The organism is Verrucomicrobiota bacterium (genome assembly GCA_027622555.1).
Classification (GTDB): Bacteria; Verrucomicrobiota; Verrucomicrobiia; order Opitutales; family UBA2995; genus UBA2995.
In genome coordinates this window covers 1-22981 of record JAQBYJ010000001.1, presented here as the reverse complement: position 1 = coordinate 22981, position 22981 = coordinate 1, and the positions used below count along the sequence as shown (strand labels likewise).

Sequence of the window (22981 nt, the reverse complement as noted above, 5' to 3'; positions counted from 1 at the left end):
TTTTTGGCGTGAAATTGTCCCTTAAAGTTGAGTATGCCTGCCGTGTTTTGGCGCAGCTTAGTCGTACCTATGGAAACCATAAATTTTCCCATATTGATGAGCTTGCAGTTCTGGAACAGATTCCCGCTAACTATTTGGTTCAGATTCTGACCGAGTTAAGAAATGGCGGACTTATTAAAAGTAGAAGGGGCAAGCAGGGAGGGTATTCTTTGGCCAAAGCGCCTTCCGAAATTTCTCTTTACGAAATAATCACCGTGATTGACGGTGAGTTACTCGGTATCAATTTAGGTCGCAATGGTGCTTCCGGAGCAGGAGTTCAGAAGGTCTGGAAAGAGGTGGTGGAATCCTTGAAGAAAAAAACGATGAGTTATTCTTTGGAATCCTTCTTGCCTGAAGAAACGGATGGTATGTATTACATCTAGCCAAACAACAGGCTATGATAAATCAGCAGATCGAAAAACTCCTTATTCTTCAGGATCGTGACCAGGTAGTCCGTCGCCTCCAAGACCAACTGGAATCCATCCCAACTGGAATTCAAACGTTAGAATCGGAAATGGAGGCTGATACAAAAGCGCTGGAGGATTCGAAAGCTAAGCTCCAGCATTTGGAGGTTCAACGCAACGAACTCGACCTGGAGGTGAAATCTGCACAGGACAAAATTTTAAAATACAAGAACCAGCAACTATTGGTTAAGAAAAATGAAGAGTACCAGGCTCTGACTCACGAGATCGAACTTACAGAAAAAAAAATCTTGGTCTGGGAGGAGGAGGAAATTGGCTTAATGCTAGAGATAGACGAGGAATCAAATGAATTCTCCAGGCGAGAATCTGTTTTTGACTCAGCGATGACCAACATTCGCAATGAAATTTCCACATTAGAGGCAAAGAAGATCGAGGTACAAGCGCAGTTGACGGTGGCGACTACGAAAATGGCGGATGCTAAGACCTCAATCGCTGCTGGATATTTATCAGCTTATGAGCGCCTTGGAAGTCGAATAAGGCTCCCGGTTGTCGTGCCGATTAATATCCAAAATTGTGGGGGTTGTCACTTGCGTGTTTCAAACGAAACACTCGAGCAATCTCGTAAAGGAGAAGAATTGACGACTTGCGATAATTGCGGAAGGGTTGTTTACTTAGCGAGTTAGCTTTGGATTTCAGGTATTCGCTTTTGTTCTTTTGAATATGAGAGGAAAGTCCGGACACCAAAGGGTAGGATTCCCCGTGAAAACGGGGGCACTTCGGATCAAACCGAGGTGACGGCTAGTGTCACAGAAAATATACCGCCTTTCGCTTGCGAGAGGTAAGGGTGAAAAGGTGGGGTAAGAGCCTACCGCACTTCCGAGTAATCGGAGTGGCAGGATAAACCCATTCTGGTGCAAGACAAAATAGGGGATCAAGTGGCCCGCTTAATGATCCCGGGTATGTCGCGCTTCGCTTGCGGAGAACAGACTCGTCTGTTAGATAAATGAATACCCGTCCTTCGGGACGACAAAATCCGGCTTACGAAGTCCAAAGCTAACTCCATTAACCGCTTGACATGAGGCGAACCGCTTTCATCGTGATGCGTTCCACAATTTTCGACTATGGCGAACACTAAATCAGCAATAAAAAATATCCGTAAGACCGCCGGTCAGACTGAACGTAACCGCGGTATAAAGACTCGTCTGAAGACTTTAAATAAAAAGTTTAGGGCTGCAGCACTGTCGGACGACAAAGAGCTAGCAAAATCAGCTGCAATTGCATTCGTATCTGCCTTGGACAAAGCAGCCAAGACCAAGATTATTCATGTCAATGCTGCGCGCCGGCTTAAGTCTACTTGCTCAAAGTATATTTTTGCATAGATCTGTCTTTCTTTTTCCAGCCCTGGTAAATTGCTTACCGGGGCTTTTTTATGTCTAAATCTCAATCATTTATCGGATTTCCAGAAGGTATGCTTCTGGAAAAACCGGTGCGTTTACCTGTTTTGGAGAATACTCCTGACTTGTTTGCCCTAAACAAATTGCCAGGATTGGTGGGTAAGGCTCATCCGTGGTTCCCTGGTAGGCGAGATGTCAGTTCAGCGATTCGTCATCAAATCTCTTCGGGAAAGGGTGAGCTTGAGCGATTACATATCGATGGAGCTTATTTTGTCTTTAGTCCGGAACCGGATTTTGGGGGTCCCATACTTTTCGCAAAACACAAATCTGCTGCAGATTGCCTTAAAAATGCTCTCGGATCGGACTTGCTTTCCTTCACTTATTACTTGGTGACAGCTTCCAGAACTGATGAAAGCTATTTAGAATGTGCCCTTCCAATTGCTCAGGATCCCATTGAACCCAAAGCCGTCATTTCCCACAAGTATGGGAAGAAATCTTCGACTCGATTTAACAAAATCAATGAATCCGATTCATTGACGCTTTGGAAGGCGACAACCTCGCTTCCACGAATGGATCAAATCCGTCTCCATGCTTTTGAGGCAGGTATTCCGGCCTTCGGAGAAAGCCTATATTGTCAAAGAAGAATGCAACCTGAACCACCTACCAAGAGACAAAGTCAAAAGCCGTCGGCACGATTTTCGGGTGTTGGTCTATCTCTTATACAGATTAATATTTCCCGGGTTTTTCCTGAAATATCCAACTTGGAGGCTAAGGTTCCTCCGCCGTTATCAACCTTACTTGTTAAGTCTGGGCTGCTTTGTGAGGATTAATTGAAAAATAGCCTTTACTCGGCTTTTCAAATTAGCCACTTTCCAGCCCTTATTTTTAATTTCTATGGGTAATCTTAAGAAAAAACGCCGCAAAAAGATCGCTAAGCATAAGCGCCGTAAGCGTTCACGCTCAAATCGCCATAAGAAGCGTTCTTGGGGTTAGGAATCTGTTCTTAACCTTTTAAAACTGAATTTTGAAAAAGCATTTTCCTCCTAGTAGGGAAATGCTTTTTCTTTTTGTCACGAAACTGCGTAGTTTTGTAATTTTCACTTCCTTCATATTTTACTGAAAACTTAAAGATCCACCGCTCAAAGACTCCTTCCGAGAAAAATATGTGTTAATTACCTTTAAAGAGACCTTGAGTGGGTCGTCAGGATCAGGATGAGTACCCTAATGTTGTCCTCATGCTATCCTCAAAAAGAAAAGGATTTTTCTACGAAGCCTCCGAGTTCTCATACTACGGAGCAACCGCAACTGCTTTCGAAGCGCCATTAACGGTTCAAGAGTTCGTTCTGCTTCCCCGCACTGAAGAACAAAAGTTTCGTTCTATTATAGATGGAATGGCGAGTGGAAATGGGAAACGTCGCATTGTTCAGGGAAATTGTACCGTCTATCCTGAATCTCGATTTATTTGTCGCAGTTCCATTGATCCCAAGAAACTGAAAGATCCAAACTTTCTTTCAGATCATCTTAAGTCCGAGTTTCAAATTGAATCCGAAGTTTCAGATGTTCGTATACTTCACCCAGGAATGGGTACGGAGATCGATCTTGAAACGAACTTCGGCAAAAACATACTTTATTGCGGTAGTAATACCAAAGAATTGGATTCAATCCAGGAATCTCTTGTCGAGATGGGTATATACCCTCGTTCAATTGAGATTGGTTCTATTTCGTGTTTGGGAGGAATTGTGGATTATCTCAAGTGGAAGAATATTTCCACTCCTGTTCTTTCGGTTGAAATTCAAGGTGATTTTTCAAATGTCTTCATTGTTAGTCAAAAAGGCCTGCTTCTTTCAAAGAAAGTTGATCATGGAATAAACTCAATGGTCCCAAAACTGCAAAAAGAGTTGGGCCTGGAAGATGAAGAAGCGGCAAAGAAGCTACTATTTTCTGAGACACTTGATTTTGAAGATATCGGGGCTCGTTTGCTCCGAAAATTGATGCATGAGCTCCAAGCATCTACCGGGTTTTTCGAAGTTCAAACCGGCATCTCCGTTGGTTTGTGTTTCACTCCAATAATACCTGAAGGCTTCAGTTGGATAGTAGATATACTTCTAGAATCCCTCAGTGTCAGCACTTTGGAAATCGATCTGGTTCCCTGGCTTGAGCATCTAGGCATTCAACTTTCCGATGAAGTCGCATCTCAAGTAGACGGTAACCGTGATTTCCGTTTTTTTACTTCTCTAGGCACTTATTCCTCCGAAGGTTCGAATGAAGATTAACATTAAGAAAAGAAAACAGAAGGCAGTCGCCGCTTGGCATCAAGACTTCAGGAATCCGGACGCTCTTCCGGACATTAAAGTCATACGTACCAGGTTCTTTGTGAACGTTGTGGCAATTGTTGTTCCTCTATTTGTAGCTATACTGTGGGTGCAACAAGAGCTTTCGTTGTCCTCGATTCGTGATGATATAGGAAAACTCGAAGATGAACAAGCTGCCTTGGATTCTTCCAACACTGAGCTTGTAAGCTTAAGCCGCGATTTTTTGAAAGAGTCCTCCAAGGTGGAATCTCTTGAGAAATATTACCACAATCTTTTCCCATTGAGTGACTACCTGGAAGCGATCGCTGTGCAGGTTCCAGTTGATATGGTTATCTCCTCCATGGACCTCAAAAAGTCAAATCGCGTTGATGGGGATGATGTAGTCGATACTTGGGAGTCGCGGATATCTGGGTACGTCGTCCAGGAAGGCCAGAGTGCGGTTTCACATGTCAATAAGTTCGTTGAAGATTTGCGAAAAGAGGAACTATTGGCTGCTCATTTGAATGAAGCATTTCTCGATAACCTGGCTAGGGATCAAATTACGGATACTCTGAATTTCGTAGTTAGCATTACTATGTCTGAAGGAACACAATCCGAAGGGAGCGACGAAAAATGAACAAAGAATATTTAACTGAAAAAATAAAAGAATTTCGTGTCCTATTGTTTGGAATTATCGCCACCATAATACTGATAGGAGTCTATTTCATCCGGACAGGTCCCGCAACTGATCTTAAAACTCAGTACGATGAACTGCGAGATGAGGTTAATTTATTAATTTCAAATCAGAAAAACGGCACTGACTTAGCTGCGAATCTAGACACTATCAAGCAGTACACCAGTTTGATGAATGACCGGTTCATTTCACAAAACCTGGCTGATATTCACGATGTGTTTTATACTCTTGAGCGTGAATCCGGGGTTTCGTTGGAGAGCTTTCAAAGACCAGAAATGATAGCTGAACCAATCATTCCAACGGGTGTTAAGGTTGAGTATCAGCCGTTGAGCATGGCAGTCACGGTTTCTGGCACATTTAAAAATGTCTTAAAATTTATCCACTCACTTGAGAATAGCCCGCTTCTATATCGATATAACGGTCTTAAAGTTTCTTCAAAGCCTGCTACAGAGGAAACAAAAACAATTTCTCTGACTTTAAATTTAGAACTACTTTCCTTGAATGACAAATAACTTAATAGTCAAAACAGCCGCATTGATGATTTTCATTTCTGGGCTTTGCAGTGTGCAAGCTCGGGTCGTGATTACCAAGGAAAAGCAGAACGATGTTCTTCAGACTGCCCGGAAGCTTCTTGGAACTACACCAGCTTCGAGCGAATTCAATCCTGAATCACTCAATGATCCCTTTCATCTATTAGTTAAGGAAGATCCGGTAGAAGAGGTCGTTGCAGTGGAAGAGGAGGTCGCAGAAGTTCACGAAATTACAGATAGCGAGATTCTGGCCTTGGCGGCGAAACAATTAAGACCTTCCGGTTTTATCGACCAAGGAGGCCAGCAATACCTTATCCTGAACGGGAAAAAGGTAGAGGACGGAGTGTCCTTTAATTTTATACATGAACAAAAGCGCTACGCTATAGAAATAAACAATATCAAAAATAATTCGTTCACTCTCAACCTAAACTCTGAATCGAAGACGATTTCCATGGAGTAATCTTGCTATGACCAAAAAACTAATACTTCTGTTCACAATTCCTTTGCTGCCTTCCAGTTTGGCTGTCGGGCAAAGTCCCATTCAACGGGCCGAGGAAGTCATCATTCAAGCTGAGGATCGTGTCGCAGATTCAGACGAAGTTCTGAACTCCGGTTTGGCTCAGCCTGGATCCTCTGGCGATCAGGTAGTTGACTTGATTGATTTTGGAGACGAAGGCAGTGGAGCCGGAACGCTTTTGCAATCCGACGAAACCATAACCATCGATTTCCCCGACGAGGAAATTCGTTCTGTCCTTCGTAATGTGGCCGATCTTTATGAGCTCAATCTTGTTATTCCTGACACATTGGTTGGTAGGACCAGCGTAAAGTTGCGTGATGTTACTTGGGAGCAGGTCTTTGAAGTAGTTCTCGCACCGGTCGGATATACCTATGTAAAAGATACGAATATCATTAAGGTCGTTAGCCGCGAAGAGTTGGCTCTTGAACCTACGGATACTCGGGTCTTTTTAATCAATTTTGCAAGGGCTGAAGATATTCATAAGACTATTGAACCTTTGGTAAGTCCGGAGATTGGTGGACGTGTTCAGGTTGATGTGCGGAGTAACGCACTCGTTATAACTGAGCGCCCATCTCGTATGGATAAAATTCAAGAGATCATTGATCGCCTTGATAAGCCAACGGATCAGATTATGATTGAATCCAAGTTCATTGAAGCTTCTGACCGAGATCTCAGTAATATTGGAGTTAACTGGGCTTCATTGAGTGGTTATGGTGTTCAGGCGGGTCCTTTCTCGCAAACGGATTCGAGTGGGAATAACCATGGTAGCAATGTCAATGGATCAAACGGTTTTAATAACACGGATGAAAGGACCACAACCAATGGTACCTCTTTGTTGAATCAAGCAGTTGTCGACAATCTTACTGGGTTGCCTACAAGTAACCGTTCCACTTCATCGACCAACATTGCGAATGAAGTGATTGGCGAACGCCTTACAACTAATAATTTGTTGAGCGGAATGACTGCAGGTAATTCCTTTGATCGTATGTCAACTTCGGTATACTCGGCTGACCAATTCCAGGTTGTTTTGAGTGCATTGAAGACCGATACTGACGTAAAACTCGTTTCTAATCCGACGTTGGTTACCCTTAACAACAGTAAGGCGACGATCAATATTGGTGAAGATTATCCAATTCCAAAATTCACCTATAATGAAGAACGTGGCACGTTTGAGATCAGTGACATCGAATACAAGTCTATCGGTATTAATCTGAATGTTACACCTCAGGTGAACAGTGCAGGTTTCATTAACTTGGACATTCAACCTGAAGTGAGCGCTCGCGCAGGCACCGTTCCTTTAGGTGGAGCCAGCGGAACTGAAGTTCCAATTATTTCAACTCGGAAAACATCTACCCATATCACCATCAAAGACGGTTACACGCTAGCCATTGGTGGTTTGATCGAAAGCACCGACACGATTGAGACCAGCAAAGTGCCGTTACTTGGAGATATCCCCGGCCTTGGACGCTTGTTCAGGTCTGAGTCAAACTCACTTACGCAGCGTAATTTGATTATCTTTATCACCGCGAAAACACTAAATCCAGATGGTAGTTCTTACGAAGAGGTTATTGATCCTCGTATGCTCCATAATATGGATATTCGCGCTGAAGATATCCCAGGCTACGAACTTAGCAGCCGGGAGCGTGAACTCTTACAGGCAGTAGAGCAGTATCGGAATCAAGTGTCTGATATTGAGCACCAAATGAAACTTCAAGGCCAACTTGGCGACCTTAAAGACCTTGAGGCCCGCCGCGAAAGAGAGCGTGAACAATCCGAAGTATCAGGTGAAACAGATGACCGTCCTTTCATGTTGAAGCTTCGTTAAAAAAATATCATAGCAGATTTTATAAAAGAAGCGGAGGATGTATTCCTTCGCTTTTTTTTAGTAAAGTCCACTCACATGTCCTTGGGCCAACTTGACAACGAAAACTGCCGCGTTGGATGAAGCGTGTGCAGCTATACACGGCCACAAGCTTTTATTTTCGTTAAATACTGAAAACCTGAGATAGTAGAACCAAATTGAATTTAGGAGGACTACGCTTGTGCTGAAGATGGCTTTGCTGGTTAGAATTATATGAAGGGTTCCATCTTCCCAACTCCAAAGGTAAGGGTGAATCAGAGCAAAAATAATAGAAAAAGCTAACACACTGAGCCAAAGGGTTGAACTGCCTTTGTTTTGAACAACCAGATATCCTCGGAATATGAGTTCCTCTCCAAATCCTGCGGCTATTGTTACCAGGGCAAGAAGGAGAGTCATCGACGTTTGCTCAGAACTGACTCCAAGCACATTCTCTCCGATCGTTTCAGCAATCACAAGAGTGACTGCGCCAATAACCCCAATCGCAATCCACTTAAATGAAGTGCTGCTTGCTCCCGGCAAGGCACCCGGCACTGCAACCCCGCCCTTGTTTTTTTTGAGATCTGAAAGCCAAAGGTAAAAGACATAGGCTACTATTCCTAAAAAACACAGCTGTATAAGGGGAGAATCCATAAGGGTTGACCGAAACGGGTCTACGGGGGTTTGGAAAGAATATTATTTAAAATTCATAATAACGAGAAATCTGCCCCTATGTTTTAGGTTGATTTTAGGAAATTCTCGCCTAACTCTCTATTTTGTGAATCTCGTTAAAGCTATAACACATCCATTCGCTGGAACTTCAAAGGCATTGTCCGAGAGAGACTCTGACTGGGTGGTTGTTCAGCGTGTGCAAAGTGGGGATGTAGCTGCATTCGACGAGTTAGTTATTAAATACCGGGAGCGTATCTACTCGGTTATTTATAACCTCACCTCCAATAAGGAGGATTCCTATGATCTTTCGCAGGATTCCTTTATTAAGGCCTTTCAATCTATTGGGCGCTTTCAGGGGAAATCCTCATTTTTCACGTGGCTTTATCGAATTGCTGTAAACACCAGCCTTTCACACTTGAAAAAGAACCGTCACCGCAGATTTCTTAGCTATGAGCACATAGCCGAAGAAACTGGGTCCAGCGATGTTCTTGAGGTTCTAGCTACCAAGACCAGCGCTGAAAGACCAACGTTAATAAAAGAATTACAACATAAATTGAACGAAGCGCTGCAAACGTTGTCTGTTAAGCATAGAACCGTAATTGTGTTGTTTGAAATTGATAAACTATCGCATCAAGACATCGCCGAAATTATGAACTGTTCAGTAGGCACTGTGCGCTCCCGACTGCACTACGCCAAAAAGCAGCTTCAATCAGAACTTCAAGACCTTTTAGATTAATATCCTTTCATGCCGAATAGTTCTAACAAATTAGATTTAGATCAGCTTTTTGACCTTAAAAGGGCTGAAAAGCCAGCTGAAGATTTTTGGGATGGGTTTCAGAAAGACTTCCGCCAGCGTCAATTACAGACTCTTATTAAGAAAGAATCTTCCTGGAGTCGTCTCGTACCTGCATTCTTTGCTCGCTCCAGTGTTTTGGTGCCTCTGTCTTGTGCAGCTGTTGCGTTGTTTGTTCTTATAGTCAATTTTCAAGAAAATGCTCCGCGTCAGAACGAATACTACGATGCCGTCCTCATGGCAGAAGAAATCGGGACTCAGTTGAGTAGCTATACGGACAACTCCGTTGAAGAATCTGAAATACCCGTAATTGCTGAATCAATTACCGATCAGTCGGCGTCCACGGCATCTGCCATCTTCGTGATGGATTTGATTCCCAATGATGAGCCCGAATCGCTGTCTTATACTCGGGAATTTCCAACATCTACTATACCAGCCGATAATCGATTTGTCGCTGCATTAGTTTCCTACACTATTGCTCACGATTCTCCCACATTTGGCATGGCAATGCGCCAGCAGGCAGTGGGATTTTGAGCCATCCTCGTGCCATGAAGGTTCGGGTAATCAGTTTTGTAGTTTCATTGGTCACATTGTCAGGATCTTTGTTTGCCCAGTCTGATAGCGAGTATAGCTCACTTCAGCGGCGTATTACGGGGATCTTTGCTGAAAATTCGAACGGCGTGTTTCGTGTAATGGCAGCCCATACGACCTACGATGAGAAGGGAGACCTGCAAATCGGGCAATCCAGCGGTACCGGGTTCTTCATAAGCAGGGAGGGGCACATTTTAGCTAACGCCTCTGTGGTTATGAACTCTGATCGGACGTGGTTTAAATTCAAAGGAGTTGATTATTCTTCGGAGCTAATAGGTGTAGAGGCCTCAAACAATCTCGCTCTTCTAAAAGCCAATAATCTTCCTGAAAACTTTACCTACTTTATTCCAGAGCCAAACCAGGCACTTCCAGAGGTCGGGTCAATGGCCGTAATGGTATCTTGCCCTTGGACCTTTGATCCCTCTCCGCTTTTTACGATGGTAGCTGGTGCAGACACGAGCTTTGCGAATAGGGAATTTGATACTACACATTTTCGAATAAACCATACGGTTCGAGGCGGAGAGGGTGGTGCTCCGCTTTTTGATCTGAATGGGCGATTTCTTGGTATTTTAGTTCGGTCTACTCCTGCTGAAATTGGCTATGGGTATGTATTACCAGCGACATCTGTACTTAGAATCCGCGACGATCTGCTTTTTGCCGGGAAATTTATTCACGGTTGGGTTGGTATCGATCTCGGAGTTCGATCAACTATTCGCGATGGCCGTCAGATATATCTGACAGAAGTTATGTCGAATTCTCCTTCGGCTCAGGCCGGGTTGAGAAAAGATGACGTATTGGTCCGGATGGGAGATTTTTCAATCCAATCAATATCGGATGTGCGCAACGCCATGTTTTTTGCCAGGGCCGGCCAATTTTTGGATGTCCAGGTTTTTAGAGATGGAGTACTTCAAGATTTCACCGTCAAAGTTACGGAGCGACCCGAGGATCTACCAAAAATCCCCGAACCTGCAAAAATGACCAATCCTGCAGAGGAAATAAATAGCGACTCGGTTGGTGAGGAAGAAAAACCTTCCTAAGGCTACTAGCACTTTTTATTGAGCCTTCGTTAAATGGCCGTTTTTCAATCCACTATTTCAATCCAGACGAGAGGAAAAGGTACCGTTGAAATAAGTGATCTGCTTCAAGACAAAATCGCTTCATCTGGTTATCAGGTAGGAATCGCTTCTGTCTTTTGTCATCATACCAGCTGCAGTCTTGTTCTTATGGAGAACGCCGATCCTTCCGCACGACGAGATTTGGAAAACTATTTTGAGCGATTAGTTCCGGAAAACGACCCTCATTACACTCATACCTACGAAGGCCCCGATGATATGCCCAGTCATATCAAAATGGCCCTTACCCGTTCTTCTGAAAATATTCCGTTTTCGAATGGCCGCTCTAGTCTGGGTACCTGGCAGGGAATGTTCTTGTGGGAGCATCGAACAGCGCCTCACAATCGGAAACTAACTGTAACCATCATGGGCGAATAGCCTTTAGACGACTCGTAGCTTGGGTAAATCCTGGCCGTCTATCATTCCCAAGGGTTTTCCTTCTTCGCTGACTACCAACAGGTCATCGATTGGATTTTCCTCAAAAACTTTTAAGGCATCTGCAACAAGCGCACCCGTCTGAATAGTGATAGGATGTGTCGTCATGAAATCATTGATTGGCCGCGTGAAGACTTCAGAGTTCTTCAAAATGGCTCTTCTCAAATCAGCGTCCGTAAAGATCCCTTTTAAAAAGCCCTCATTATTTATTATTGTTATCGACCCGGCTTTTGCTCGAGTCATCTCCACGATAGTTTCCTGTACGGTGGCTCCTACAAGGATGGTGGCAAACCGGTCGCCTTTCCGCATGATTTCATTAACCCTTAATAGTAAACTCGCTCCCAGTGATCCGGAGGGATGAAATTTTGCAAAATCTTCTTTGTCAAATTCTCGTTGGTCTAAAAAAACCATAGCCACTGCATCGATAAGGGCCAGCGATGCGGTTGTGCTAGCGGTTGGTGCAAGATTCAACGGGCAGGCTTCCTCTTTGGCTAGATAAGTCAGCACCCTATCACAATTACTTGCTAGCCGACTTTCTTTATCACTGGTTATCGCCACAGTTTGAACACCGACCCTCCGAAGTAAGGGAATCAACTCAAGGACTTCTCTTGTCTCACCGCTATTACTAAAAACGAATGCTAAATCCTCTTCCTGGCACATGCCCAAGTCACCATGTGCTGCTTGGACGGGATCGAGAAATGCAGAACTTACTCCAATGCTATTGAAAGTCCCCACCAGTTTTTGGCAAATACCTGCATTTTTCCCCAGGCCGGCAAGAATCAATTTACGTTTTCCGTTTACGACTTTTTGTATGGCCTCAACAACCTGAACGAAGGAGTCGTCAAGCGTTTCCGCGGTATCGAGAATAGCCTGAGACTCTAATTGCATAAAGTGCTTGGCCCTTTGAAGTATTGATTGAGAATTCACGTGAAAATACTATTGTTAGTTACTTCTAACTTCCCCCACACTATTTCACTCATTTAGGTTATCAATACCTTTCAACGATGTCCTCTATTATCCAATTAGCTTTTAAAATACGACTGCCTGTATTGGGCGTGGTAGCTTGCTTACTTGGGCTTTCAGGTTGTATTCCGCCAAAAGGAGAAGAAGTTTCTGAACAAAGTTTGGCAAGTTTTCGAAATGGAGAGGATTATTTGCGGCAGGGTCGACACGACCAGGCGCTTACTGCTTTCCTTAAGGTCATTGATACCGTGACGGTTGCACCTGAGTCCCATCTGAATGTTGGACAGCTTTATTTGGAACATGCCAAAGATCCTGTTCTGGCGATTTATCATTTCCGCGAATACCTTAAGTTCAATCCTACATCAAGGCAGGCCCCTATGGTGCGTGAGCTTATCGACACCGCCAAAAAAGAATTTGCACGAACCTTTCCAGCCAATCTCTTCGATGCTGAGCTTGAGCGTATGGATATGCTCAATGTCATAGAACAAAAAGACGCTGAGATTCTTTCCTTGAAAAAGGAACTGGCCCGAATCAGGGCAGAAGCGAATTCCCTCAACATTCGTCTACAAGAAGTTCAATCGCGAACCCCGTCCTACACGGCACCAGAGCCTTCTGTGTTACCTCAACAGCGTCGTGTTCAGCCTCTGCCGCGTAGTAATCTTCTCGACGGATCTCAAGCATCTGCACCTTCCGGAGTGACTGGCACCTACACGGTTGTTGCAGGGGATAATTTGCTTATAATAAGTCAGAAAGTCTATGGGACTTCCAACCGCTACAATGAGATTTTTGAGGCCAACCGCGACATCATGCCCAACGTGAATACCTTGAATGTGGGTATGAAGTTAAAGATTCCTTAGTCGGCCATGGCCTACTTTGACAACAATGCGACGACTCCGTTAAATGTAACGGCCAGAGACGTTTTGATTAATGCACTCGATAATCAATGGTCGAATCCGTCGAGTCCTTATCAGCAGTCTGCTCGTGTTCACAACGCTTTGGCCGCTGCCCGCGAATCATTGGCTCTCCGTCTAAAAAAAACATCAGCTGATACAGTGTTTACCGGTGGGGCAACCGAAGCAAACAACTCGGTGATCCAATTCATGTTTCAGACATTGGCGGATGACCAACAAATGCTACTATCACCTTTCGAGCACCCTTCGGTTGCTCAATCCGCACGATATCATTTTGGAAATCGCCTTCACCTTATTCGATCAAATCCGGATGGCGTTGTTGACCTCGAACATTTTGATGAGCTCTTGGAGTCGTGTAATATTGGTGCCGTTTCCATTATGGCGGTAAATAATGAAACCGGGGTAGTACAGCCGATTGAGGAAATTGCGCAGCGTTGTCAAAGGGAGGGTATTTATTTTCACTGCGACGCCTCACAATGGTTTGGGAAATTTCCTGTCAAGGCCTTTGATCAATGCGATTTCCTTGTGGGATGTGCTCATAAGTTCGGTGGCCCCAAAGGAGTAGGGTTTCTTGCTCTTTCAAATAAGTGCCACGGTTTTTCATCTCAACTTGGAGGTGGGCAGGAGTCCGGCAAACGGGGAGGAACTGAAAATGTGTCCTCGATTTTGGCCATGGTTACTGCCTTGGAATCTTCAGAAAGCGAGTTGCCGATGATGCAGCTTCAACAAACCTATAGGGATCAATTTGAAAAAACACTGAGTGTTGAGATTCCTGGCATCTCCTTTATCGGGAAGAATGCGATTCGCGCCCCTAATACCTCTTTCCTGATTGTGCCTATGCATGAGAATCTTCGTTGGGTTCGGAAGCTCGATGTTCTGGGGTTTCAGGTATCGACAGGCTCAGCATGTGCCACCGGTAAAGCCGATTCGTCTGATGTGTTAAATGCCCTGGGTTACCCGGCCGATTCAGGCCATCGGTCGATTCGTGTAAGTTCCTGGACGAATTCAACTGAGTCTGATTGGACTGCGTTGGCCCACGCATTTGTCGCTGTTTGGGGATTTTTGCAGAATCCGGCTAATTCCGGTAGTAGCGATGTTATTTCGATTTAGCTCCTATGCAAATCACTCGCATTAGGCTACAAAACTATCGCAACATCGCCTTTGTTGATATTTCGCTCTCCGGGCTTACCCAGTTTTTTGTCGGGAAAAATGCTCAAGGGAAAACGAATCTTCTCGAGGCAACCGGGCTTCTTTCAGCGCTTCGATCATTTCGTACCCATGAATTAAGCACTTTGCTTTTCCAGGGCCATACCGAGTCCAGGTTGATTTTCGATCTTGAAGATGAGCGTTTTGGAAAAACGGAGGTCTCGGTGACCCTGAAACGAAAAGGCAAAGAAGTAATTGTCGATGGAGAAAAAGTGACTCGTTTCCGTGACTTTATAGGGAGATTTCCCATCGTGGTTCTCAGTTCTCAAGATATCCAGCTACTTCGTGGTTCGCCGGGCACTCGTAGACAATGGTTGGACTTGGTGCTGTCTTCTGGCGATCCTGCGTATTACGATGTCCTGGGTAACTATCACAAATTACTTCAGGAGCGAAACTCGTTACTAAAGGTGCCGGGCTCTCCCTCAGAAATGAAGGTCTTTGAAAAGATGCTTGCCGAGAAAGCAACCTTGCTTCGCGGTTTGCGTGCCTCCCAAGTTCCTAAACTTGAGCAACATTTGAAAAGCGTTTACAAAATAGTCTCACCCGATGAAGAGTTTCCGGAGCTGTTATATCATCCGGATTCGGATGCTGCCACTGAGGACCAATTTTTGAATCTTTTTATAAAGAACCGCCAGCGTGATCGCCTTCTAAAATCAACTCAACAAGGTCCTCATCGCGATGAACTGACGATTCGACTGGAGTCAAGAAAAGCCCGGGATTACGCGTCTGAGGGTCAGCAAAGAAGTATGATAATCAGTTTGAAAATTGCCCAGCTCCAGTACTTGCATGAAGCACGTGGAATTCTTCCTGTGTTGTTGGCGGATGATGTTTTGGGGGAATTGGATAAGGACCGGAAAGAAAACTTTTGGAAAGCGGTGGGAAATCTTGTCCAGGTAATTGGGAGTGGAACAGAAGTTCCCTCGATGAATACTCGGGGCAGTTGGCAATTGTTTGATGTTTCAGATGGAGAATTCTTTCCGCATTCCTGATGTGTTCTCTCGTGTCAACCTTTGACCATTTAGGAATCTAAATCGTACCTATGGAATCCCTGGATACGCATATATTTATTTGGGCGATTGTGGGTGCTATTATTCTGGGGCTTGCCAAAGGCGGGGTTATGGGTGTCAACAACATCACCATTGCGGTTTTCGCAATCATCTTTCCACCCAAGTTAAGTGTTGGAATCATTCTTCTCCTTCTGGTTGTTGGGGATTGGGGTGCGTTTTACCTTTATCGTCGGTATGCTGTATGGAAATACCTTATTCCCATCATTCCCTGGACGATTGGCGGTGTGCTTGTGGGATGGCAACTCCTCGATATTCTAGATGAGGACCAGGTTGGACGGATGATTGGAATCTGCCTCATTGGTTTGATGGTTGTTCATCTGGTGAGGAAATATTATTTAAGAAATGAGAAACAGCCCAGTCCGATCCCCAATCATTGGGCGATACTAGGCGTAGTCGGTTTTTTAGGTGGATTTACCTCAACGGTAGCCAATGCTGCGGCTCCAATAATGCTGCTATTCTTTCTGGCGGTTGAGTTAGAAAAACTTCAAATGCTCGGGACAGGTGCTTGGTTTTTCTTGTTTTTAAATCTCTTTAAGATCCCCTTTCTTTGGTCAAGTGGATTGATTAATTACGAGGTAATAATTCTGGATTTAAAACTAGCTCCATTTGTGGTTTTAGGCGTCTTTGTGGGGAGGAATCTTGTTATGAGAATTCCTCAAAAAGCGTTTGAGATATTCGCATTAGTCGTAACCGTGCTCGCAAGTCTCAGGCTTATTTTTTAACTATTCAAACAGTGGATGCTCGCCTAGGCTCTTCATTTCCTGGTTGGAACATCTCTAAAACTTATCATGGCAAAACCATCTTCCCGGAAATTATGGGCAATGAAGCTCGCAGGAAATCTGCCTCAATCGACTGGTGCTGAACGTGCTCAGGTCGGGAGAAAAAAAGTGGAAGGTGTTATTCTGGGGATTGATCCCAGTTTACGCGGTACGGGTCTTGCGATTCTTGAAGTCAGGTCCGGGAACTATCGTTTATTGAAAAGCCTGACTGTCACCATGAAAGCCAAGGCAACCTTGGCTGAGTGCCTGGCCGAGATTTATAAATCGGTGAGTAGTTTGATTGAGGACTTTAATGCCGATTTCGTTGCTCTTGAGCAGACCATTTTTGTGCAAAATGTCCAGACCGCCCAAATCCTGGGTGCCGCTCGTGGGGCTGCCATTGCAGCGGCGGCCGTTTTGGAAAGACCCGTTTTCGAATATCCACCACTTCGGGTAAAACAAGCGGTGGTTGGTTACGGCCGTGCGAGTAAGCATCAGGTTGCCCAAACGGTGAAACAAATTTTAGCATTGGGCGATGCGTTGGCTTTTGATGAAGCGGATGCAGCCGGAGTCGCGCTTTGCCACGCTTTTACGCATTAACTGGTAGCGCTGGTCTTTTCCAAAGAAGCCAACCAATCAACAACAAGACAAAGAAAAAGGCCAGGAGACCGACTGTCTCATGCATGAAATCGTAGTGGTTGGGTACTAAAGGAGCCAATATTATGATCGTAACTATTCTTAAAAGATTTCCCAAGCTTCCGAGAAAAAGAGCGCTTATTATTCCCAGGGATTTTGTCCACCAGAAGTCGCGCGATTTAAACGTTAACAAAATGCTCAATAGCAAACTCGCACTTATCAGGCCAAAACCATTGCACTCTGGTTCTACCACAAAGGTTCTCCCTTGGACTAACAGGATCAATGACGGCTCGGGTTGTGTTCTAAGTAATATTTCGGGACCAAGATGGAGGACATCCAATATCCATGCAGAATAACGGGCTGCGTATTCGCGTAGTGGGAAATCAAGAACTGGATAAAAGACGATCAACACCATGTAGAGGTAAAACACTACAAAGAATGGGTAGCCTCGTTTCAAAGCTACTTTGCCCAACAGATAGCTGGCTCCTGCTGTCATTGCCAGACTAAGGGCCAAAGGCACCAGGATTTGCGGCAGGACCACGCTTCCAACTAACAGGAGTACTAGCGAACCTCCAAAAAGCGTAATAGTTGATAGGTCTATTTTTAATACCCATTTGGTTCTGCCTTTGCCACGAAAGAGTATGAAGTAAGCGGCTACCAGTATTACTAACAACGAATGCAGGAATTGTTCGTGCCCAAAACTTTTGTCGAATAACCACTGGGTGAGCGGCCAGAATGCAAACCCGACACAGGCGATGAATACCAGTTCGAATACAAATTCCCATCGCCGCGTTTTCAATGCATGGCGGATCGTTTCAATTAAGGACATACTCAATTTCCATTCTTTCTCATCCAGGGTTTGAGTTGTTCAAACTCCTGAACGGGTGAAGTTTGGATAAACACCGTAAGGACCGAAGGATGGTTTTTCAACTGGGAAAATGTGGCTGGATCGACATCCCAGGTTAGCGAAGGGGCGATCTCGCTCCACAGCACCCGATTCTTTTCAACCATCATTCCTAATTGAACTCTGGTTGAGCCTCCCTGCCTGGTATCAAGGTCCTCACGGAGCTGGGTTAAGAATTCTTCGGCCTGATTATTGGGATCCAGCACCCAATGAATCTCCTTTATCATCCCGGGAATAGACGCTCGTAAATGTGAAACCTCCCGCACGCTGAACCGTAAATCATCGCCTTCACGATTCATGACGGTTCCCGTTACCATCAAGCTCTTTCCGTCTTCCAATTGATGCCCGCACTCCTCGAAACATTCCGAATACATGTTCATTTGAAAGCTGTGGGTTTTGGTAGAAATATTGAAAAATGCCCAGGGGCGATTGTCTTTGCGTGAGAGCTTTTTCGTTACATTTGAGACGACGCCACAAAATCGGAATGGGCTCCGATCCTTCAATTCATCCGCCTTATCCGGATCGAAATTGGTTATCGCCTGAGCCAGGCCGTTAAATTCATTCATCGGATGCCCCGACACATAAAACCCGAGGAGCTCATTCTCATACCGGAGCTTTTCCGCCAACGGCATTTGTGCTCCTTTCTGCTTTCTTTTTCCACCGTCGTTTTTTGTTCGCCTCTTTTTTTGAGCTGGCTCGGCCAGCATATCCAGGAATGACTCCTGGCCACGTTCCCGATCGCGTTGCTGTTCAGCGGCCGAGCTGATTGCAGCATCCAGACCTTCCAACAGCTTTAGGCGGCTTTCGCCGGTGCTGTCGAACCCGCCGGATTTTATTAAGCACTCCAATACACGGCGATTTACCGTCTTCCCATCGAGCCGGCTAATAAAATCTTCAAAATCTATAAACGGCCCATTGGCTTTTCGTTCCTCCAGGATTTTTTGAGAAGCAGCATCACCGACGCCTTTGATAGCTGCCATGCCGAAACGAATAATTGCCTCTCCGGTTTCCGGATCAATGACCGGAGTAAAGTTTTCGCGCGAAATGTTAACATCGGGCCCTAGTACCGAGATCTTCATGGCCCCGCATTCATTTACGAAATGGGCCACCTTGTCTGAATTTCCCAATTCATTCGAGAGGATGGCCGCCATGAATTCCACCGGGTAGTTGGCTTTCAAATAGGCGGTGCGATAACTCAGCATCGCGTAAGCGGCTGAGTGGGATTTGTTGAATCCGTATTGGGCAAATTTTTCCAGAATGCCGAAAATATCGAGCGCGGTTTTCTTGACTATCCCGTTGTGCACACGAGCACCCTCGACAAAAATTTCCTTCTGCGCATCCATGACAGACTTGATTTTCTTACCCATGGCCCGGCGTAAAATATCCGCGTCACCAAGCGTATAGCCGGCAATGATTCTTGCCGCTTCCATCACCTGCTCCTGATACACAAGCACACCGTAGGTTTCTCCCACCAACTCCTTCAGGAGCTTATGAGGCACTTTAACAGTGGATGGGTCTTTTTTCCCTTCAATAAATTGAGGTATGAACTGCATCGGTCCTGGTCGATAGAGCGCAATTAACGCAATGATCTCCCCAAACGAGCTTAGGCCAATTTGCCTGCAAAGTGATTGCATCCCGCCAGATTCAAGCTGAAAGACTCCGGTTGTTTTTCCGCTGTTGAGAAGGTCAAATGTCTTGGCATCTTCAATCGTTACTTTTTCGACGTCGAAGTCAGGAAGGTTGCGTGTCTTTTGGACATTTTCTTGTGCATCCGCAATGACTGTCAGTGTTTTCAACCCAAGGAAATCCATTTTCAAGAGTCCCAGATCTTCCACCGGTCCTTTGGGGAATTGAGTTGTCAAATCTCCCTCCTGTAACGTTACGGGAACCAGGTCTCTTATCGGGCGATCGCCGATGATGACTCCGCAAGCGTGTTTACCTGTATTACGAACCATTCCTTCAATCACTTGTCCGTGATTAACAATCTTGCCCGCGATCGGATTCCCCCGGATTTCCGCTTGGAGCTCGCCTGATTTGGCGATCGAGTCTGTGAGTGAAATATTCAACTCATCAGGAATCATTTTAGCGATTCGATCTGCTTCCGCGTATGGTACGTCATTCACACGCGCCAAATCCCGTATTACCATTTTCGCACCAAATGTTCCGAAAGTGATGATATTCGCAACCGCGTCAGCGCCGTATTTATCCCTGACGTAGCTGACAACTTCGTCTCTCCTGCGCATGCAAAAGTCCACGTCGAAGTCCGGAGGTGAAACACGCTCAAGATTCAACATGCGTTCGAAGAGTAAACCAAAGCGCAGTGGTTCTATATCCGTGATTTTCATTACATAGGAAACCAGACTTCCGGCTCCCGAGCCACGCCCTGGCCCCACGGGAATTTTTTGTTTCCGCGCCCAGTCGATAAAATCCCACACAATGAGAAAGTAGTCGATGAATCCTGTGCCCATGATGATGGACAGCTCGTATTCGAGTTTTGAGCACAGAAATCTTCTGAATCCGGGCGAGCCAGGCTCGGGCGGTATTCCTTTCCCTTCGTCCGCCGTTGATGGCCTTATTTCATCCGATGACCGGATCTCATCATAATCAACAGCGTAACGCTCTTTCAGGCCTTGTTTGCAAAGATCAAAGAGAAACAAACCGTTCTTACGGTACTCCTGCCTCGTTTTCTTATCAATGGCCGCTGACTCAACGATGCCATTTTGCTTATTAACCCGCTCTTTTTCCGAGACATAAATGTCCAGGATGCGATCGAAGTTGTCCGGATCATTGTGGTAGGAGACTTCAAGCGGCTTCTCAAATACCGGGTAGTGATTTACTCCAAATGGAATATCAAGATTGCACATCTCGGCCACGTGCAGGGTGTTGTCCAAAGTCTCGGGAATTTCATGAAAGACCTTTAGCATTTCCTCCCGGCTTTTCAGGAAAAATTCCTGCGACGGGTACTTCATGCGTTGTTCGTCCGAGAGTTTTTTCCCCGTCTGAATACACAACAGTGCATCATGCGGTTCCCAATCGCCCTTATTGACATAGTGGACGTCATTCGCTGCCACCACCTTCAGATCAAACTCTTTGGCCAGTTTCAACAGCCCGGGAATAATTTTCTTCTGGAAAGAGAGTCCGTGGTCTTGGACTTCTATGAAATAGTTCTCCTTCCCGAAAATATCAATGAAGTCGGCCGTTACCTTTTGGGCCATTTCGTAGTTGTTATAAAGCAGATGCTGGGAGGCCACTCCATTGATGCAGCCACTCAAACCAATCAGACCCTTACTGTATTTGGCGAGGTGCTCCATGTCGATGCGCGGTCGGTAGTACTGACCTTCCGTATGCGCCTTTGAGACCAATTTCGACAGGTTCTGATACCCTTCATAATCTTTTGCCAGAATCGTCTTGTGGTGGATTTGGTGCTTCGGAAAATCCTCCGGCTGCAATTGATGATTCTCCGGCAAATCTCCAATATCATCGGTTCGTTTTCTCTCGCGCCGGGGCTTCTCGAACATGTTGTGATCATGTACCAGGTAAATCTCGCAACCGATGATCGGTTTCACTTCGGCCTTCTTCATCTTTCGATAAAAATCGATCGCACCAAACAAATTGCCGTGGTCCGTCATTGCCACCGAAGACATTCCCAACTCTTTCGCGCGCGCGGCCAAGCGATCTATACGGCATGCCCCGTCGAGCAAACTATAGTCAGTGTGCAAATGCAGGTGGGCAAAATCTTGGCTTGAGTCGGACATGGGTTGGATAGGCGAGTGAGTTTGGGAACACTCTCGGTGGTGCTACCTTTGTCTATCATCTTGGATCGGCAAGTATCATTTACCCACATTTTATTAACTTACTTATTCCCAACGATTTTTTAACCGAGACCGATTGTCTTGATGATCTTTCGAGTGGAGGTTCTGTATATGTGGAAATGACTATCGAGCGTAAATATTCTGCAATTTGATTGGAGTTTGCACATAGTCACAAGACAGGCATCCGCTAGCGACATGGGAAGGTCTCTGTACTTCTTCATCAAGCCAAATACCTGCTGGTTATCATGCGATAAACTGAAATCTATTTTTATAACTCCTTCACTGATCCAGCGGCCAATCTGTTGTATTGCTTGCGGCATGTGCCCAAGGATAAAACAGGCTTCTTTTATGACCGGCTCGCAGGTTGCAAAAGGGAGTGTTTGCTCTTTGAAAAATTGATTAACTTGGGCGTGATGTTGCTCCCGACGGTCCAGAAAAGCTACCAGCGGACCCGTGTCTAAAATGATGGTTTTATTCACTGACCAAATCCTTCCATGTGCTTAGGGTTTGTGGCGAGGTCAGTAACTCCACTGTCAATAATTCCACAGCCGCCTTTCATTATATCGTAGGCCGAGGGCTCTTCCTTCACTTCTCCCGACTCATTCGTCTCAAGATCTCGGCGAATCGCCTCTCTGGCTATTTCCGATTTGGAAACGCCTCTCCGCTTTGCGCGTAGGGTCAAACGTGCGTCGAGCTCCTCCGATACTTTGATTGTAATAGTTTTCATGCGATGAGTGGTAATACTCAATGTTACAATTGGAAATACCTTTCTAAGGTTGATAATCCACCCAATGGTTGTCGACTATCTCTTTGGAAGTTCGGATAAGTCCGCGTCTTAGTTCGTGCCTTCCTCGGATGTTATCGGATTAGGGCGCCACGATTTACCATTGGGTAAGGCAACAACGTAACCAGTCTTAGGGTGCGGAGTCGGTGACGGGAAGTCAGTGGTTATAATGTGGCTGCCTGAAGCAAAAGCTGCATCCCGATTGCTTGTGTCATTGGCTGCCGCTTCCTTTGTCGCGTTGTCTGCCCGGGTGCGAACCAAATATCCTCTTCGAATCCAGTCTTGGGTTTTTTCCGCCATCGGATCATTTGAAACGACCACGGCAGCCTCGGGGCTACCTGGCTCCGCTTTGACGAACATGGCCCGGCCTTTCAGCGCAGGCGTTACGTCCGTATAATAAGCCTGCATTGGTTCAGGGGCATTGAGGACGATCAGGATCTTCCCACGAACTGAGCCTGCCCCGAAAAATGGGAGACATGTTGTGCTAAACAATGCATAAAATGAGAACAATGAGTCAAAGACGAAAGTATACGAAAGAATTCAAGGACAACGCCGTATCGCTGGTGTTATCGGGACGAGCAGCGATAGAAGTGGCGCATGATCTTGGAATCGA

The 22981-nt window shown here is 45.4% G+C and carries 27 protein-coding genes and 1 other RNA gene; 21 read left to right on the top strand and 7 right to left on the bottom strand.

Going from position 1 to position 22981, the window contains the following annotated elements:
* The first annotated feature begins 8 nt into the window (after positions 1 to 8).
* From O3C43_00140 to O3C43_00090, 11 genes are all read left to right on the top strand, one after another.
* On the top strand, positions 9 to 422 hold the full coding sequence (locus tag O3C43_00140; protein ID MDA1064889.1) for an Rrf2 family transcriptional regulator: 414 nt from the start codon (positions 9 to 11) through the stop codon (positions 420 to 422).
* A gap of 14 nt (positions 423 to 436) precedes the next feature.
* Positions 437 to 1144, top strand: a complete 708-nt coding sequence (locus O3C43_00135) for a C4-type zinc ribbon domain-containing protein (GenBank protein MDA1064888.1) — start codon at positions 437 to 439, stop codon at positions 1142 to 1144.
* Between the two features lies 1 nt (position 1145).
* Positions 1146 to 1517, top strand: an RNA gene (rnpB, locus tag O3C43_00130) — RNase P RNA component class A.
* 65 nt (positions 1518 to 1582) lie between these two features.
* Positions 1583 to 1840 (top strand): 30S ribosomal protein S20, encoded by a 258-nt coding sequence (gene rpsT / locus O3C43_00125; GenBank protein MDA1064887.1) that lies wholly within the window; start codon positions 1583 to 1585, stop codon positions 1838 to 1840.
* Positions 1841 to 1890: 50 nt separating this feature from the next.
* A complete protein-coding gene (locus O3C43_00120) occupies positions 1891 to 2685 on the top strand; it encodes a hypothetical protein (GenBank protein MDA1064886.1) in 795 nt (264 codons plus the stop codon).
* Between the two features lie 64 nt (positions 2686 to 2749).
* Positions 2750 to 2848 carry an AURKAIP1/COX24 domain-containing protein gene (locus O3C43_00115; GenBank protein ID MDA1064885.1) on the top strand — a complete coding sequence of 33 codons (99 nt, stop codon included), beginning with the start codon at positions 2750 to 2752 and terminating at the stop codon, positions 2846 to 2848.
* 242 nt (positions 2849 to 3090) lie between these two features.
* Positions 3091 to 4128 carry a hypothetical protein gene (locus O3C43_00110; protein ID MDA1064884.1) on the top strand — a complete coding sequence of 346 codons (1038 nt, stop codon included), beginning with the start codon at positions 3091 to 3093 and terminating at the stop codon, positions 4126 to 4128.
* A complete protein-coding gene (locus O3C43_00105; GenBank protein MDA1064883.1) occupies positions 4118 to 4783 on the top strand; it encodes a hypothetical protein in 666 nt (221 codons plus the stop codon). The genes O3C43_00110 and O3C43_00105 overlap by 11 nt, the downstream gene beginning before the upstream one ends.
* A complete protein-coding gene (locus O3C43_00100) occupies positions 4780 to 5352 on the top strand; it encodes a hypothetical protein (protein MDA1064882.1) in 573 nt (190 codons plus the stop codon). The genes O3C43_00105 and O3C43_00100 overlap by 4 nt, the downstream gene beginning before the upstream one ends.
* On the top strand, positions 5342 to 5830 hold the full coding sequence (locus tag O3C43_00095; protein MDA1064881.1) for a hypothetical protein: 489 nt from the start codon (positions 5342 to 5344) through the stop codon (positions 5828 to 5830). The genes O3C43_00100 and O3C43_00095 overlap by 11 nt, the downstream gene beginning before the upstream one ends.
* A 7-nt stretch (positions 5831 to 5837) precedes the next feature.
* Positions 5838 to 7712 carry a hypothetical protein gene (locus tag O3C43_00090; GenBank protein MDA1064880.1) on the top strand — a complete coding sequence of 625 codons (1875 nt, stop codon included), beginning with the start codon at positions 5838 to 5840 and terminating at the stop codon, positions 7710 to 7712.
* Between the two features lie 57 nt (positions 7713 to 7769).
* Here the strand turns inward: O3C43_00090 and O3C43_00085 are convergent, their stop codons facing one another.
* The gene (locus O3C43_00085) at positions 7770 to 8378 is read right to left on the bottom strand and encodes a CPBP family intramembrane metalloprotease (protein ID MDA1064879.1); all 609 of its coding nucleotides are present in this window, start codon (positions 8376 to 8378) and stop codon (positions 7770 to 7772) included.
* A gap of 124 nt (positions 8379 to 8502) precedes the next feature.
* On the opposite strand from O3C43_00085, the gene O3C43_00080 reads away from it, so the two are divergent.
* From O3C43_00080 to O3C43_00065, 4 genes are read left to right on the top strand one after another with little or no spacing between them, the layout of a single operon-like run.
* A complete protein-coding gene (locus O3C43_00080) occupies positions 8503 to 9132 on the top strand; it encodes a sigma-70 family RNA polymerase sigma factor (GenBank protein ID MDA1064878.1) in 630 nt (209 codons plus the stop codon).
* A gap of 9 nt (positions 9133 to 9141) precedes the next feature.
* Positions 9142 to 9723, top strand: a complete 582-nt coding sequence (locus O3C43_00075; GenBank protein MDA1064877.1) for a hypothetical protein — start codon at positions 9142 to 9144, stop codon at positions 9721 to 9723.
* Positions 9720 to 10817 carry a PDZ domain-containing protein gene (locus O3C43_00070; protein ID MDA1064876.1) on the top strand — a complete coding sequence of 366 codons (1098 nt, stop codon included), beginning with the start codon at positions 9720 to 9722 and terminating at the stop codon, positions 10815 to 10817. The genes O3C43_00075 and O3C43_00070 overlap by 4 nt, the downstream gene beginning before the upstream one ends.
* Before the next feature lie 33 nt (positions 10818 to 10850).
* Entirely contained in the window at positions 10851 to 11270 is a 420-nt protein-coding gene (locus tag O3C43_00065) for a secondary thiamine-phosphate synthase enzyme YjbQ (GenBank protein ID MDA1064875.1), read from the top strand.
* Between the two features lie 3 nt (positions 11271 to 11273).
* Here O3C43_00065 and O3C43_00060 read toward each other — a convergent pair whose 3' ends face one another.
* A complete protein-coding gene (locus O3C43_00060) occupies positions 11274 to 12215 on the bottom strand; it encodes a KpsF/GutQ family sugar-phosphate isomerase (GenBank protein MDA1064874.1) in 942 nt (313 codons plus the stop codon).
* Between the two features lie 116 nt (positions 12216 to 12331).
* Here O3C43_00060 and O3C43_00055 point away from each other — a divergent pair, with 116 nt between their 5' ends.
* The 5 genes from O3C43_00055 (at position 12332) to ruvC (ending at position 16832) form a co-directional block, all read left to right on the top strand.
* Positions 12332 to 13147, top strand: a complete 816-nt coding sequence (locus O3C43_00055) for a LysM peptidoglycan-binding domain-containing protein (protein ID MDA1064873.1) — start codon at positions 12332 to 12334, stop codon at positions 13145 to 13147.
* A 6-nt stretch (positions 13148 to 13153) separates the two neighbouring features.
* Positions 13154 to 14311: an aminotransferase class V-fold PLP-dependent enzyme gene (locus O3C43_00050; GenBank protein MDA1064872.1), complete on the top strand. Its 1158-nt coding sequence runs from the start codon at positions 13154 to 13156 to the stop codon at positions 14309 to 14311.
* Positions 14312 to 14316: 5 nt separating this feature from the next.
* Complete coding sequence (gene recF, locus O3C43_00045; protein ID MDA1064871.1) at positions 14317 to 15396, top strand: DNA replication and repair protein RecF; 1080 nt, start codon at positions 14317 to 14319, stop codon at positions 15394 to 15396.
* 50 nt (positions 15397 to 15446) lie between these two features.
* Positions 15447 to 16196, top strand: a complete 750-nt coding sequence (locus O3C43_00040; protein MDA1064870.1) for a sulfite exporter TauE/SafE family protein — start codon at positions 15447 to 15449, stop codon at positions 16194 to 16196.
* A gap of 66 nt (positions 16197 to 16262) precedes the next feature.
* Entirely contained in the window at positions 16263 to 16832 is a 570-nt protein-coding gene (gene ruvC / locus O3C43_00035) for a crossover junction endodeoxyribonuclease RuvC (GenBank protein ID MDA1064869.1), read from the top strand.
* Here ruvC and O3C43_00030 read toward each other — a convergent pair.
* From O3C43_00030 to O3C43_00010, 5 genes are all read right to left on the bottom strand, one after another.
* Positions 16822 to 17697 carry an archaeosortase/exosortase family protein gene (locus O3C43_00030; protein ID MDA1064868.1) on the bottom strand — a complete coding sequence of 292 codons (876 nt, stop codon included), beginning with the start codon at positions 17695 to 17697 and terminating at the stop codon, positions 16822 to 16824. The two genes, ruvC and O3C43_00030, sit on opposite strands and share 11 nt — an antisense overlap.
* Positions 17698 to 17699: 2 nt before the next feature.
* Entirely contained in the window at positions 17700 to 21527 is a 3828-nt protein-coding gene (dnaE, locus tag O3C43_00025) for a DNA polymerase III subunit alpha (GenBank protein ID MDA1064867.1), read from the bottom strand.
* Positions 21528 to 21646: 119 nt separating this feature from the next.
* On the bottom strand, positions 21647 to 22063 hold the full coding sequence (locus O3C43_00020) for a PIN domain-containing protein (protein MDA1064866.1): 417 nt from the start codon (positions 22061 to 22063) through the stop codon (positions 21647 to 21649).
* Positions 22060 to 22311 (bottom strand): ribbon-helix-helix domain-containing protein, encoded by a 252-nt coding sequence (locus O3C43_00015; protein ID MDA1064865.1) that lies wholly within the window; start codon positions 22309 to 22311, stop codon positions 22060 to 22062. The genes O3C43_00020 and O3C43_00015 overlap by 4 nt, the downstream gene beginning before the upstream one ends.
* 108 nt (positions 22312 to 22419) lie before the next feature.
* Positions 22420 to 22860, bottom strand: coding sequence for a Ca2+-dependent phosphoinositide-specific phospholipase C (locus tag O3C43_00010; protein MDA1064864.1), 441 nt, complete (start codon positions 22858 to 22860; stop codon positions 22420 to 22422).
* Between the two features lie 17 nt (positions 22861 to 22877).
* Here O3C43_00010 and O3C43_00005 point away from each other — a divergent pair.
* Positions 22878 to 22981 (top strand): transposase (locus O3C43_00005; protein ID MDA1064863.1); only part of this gene is annotated, 104 nt, incomplete at its 3' end.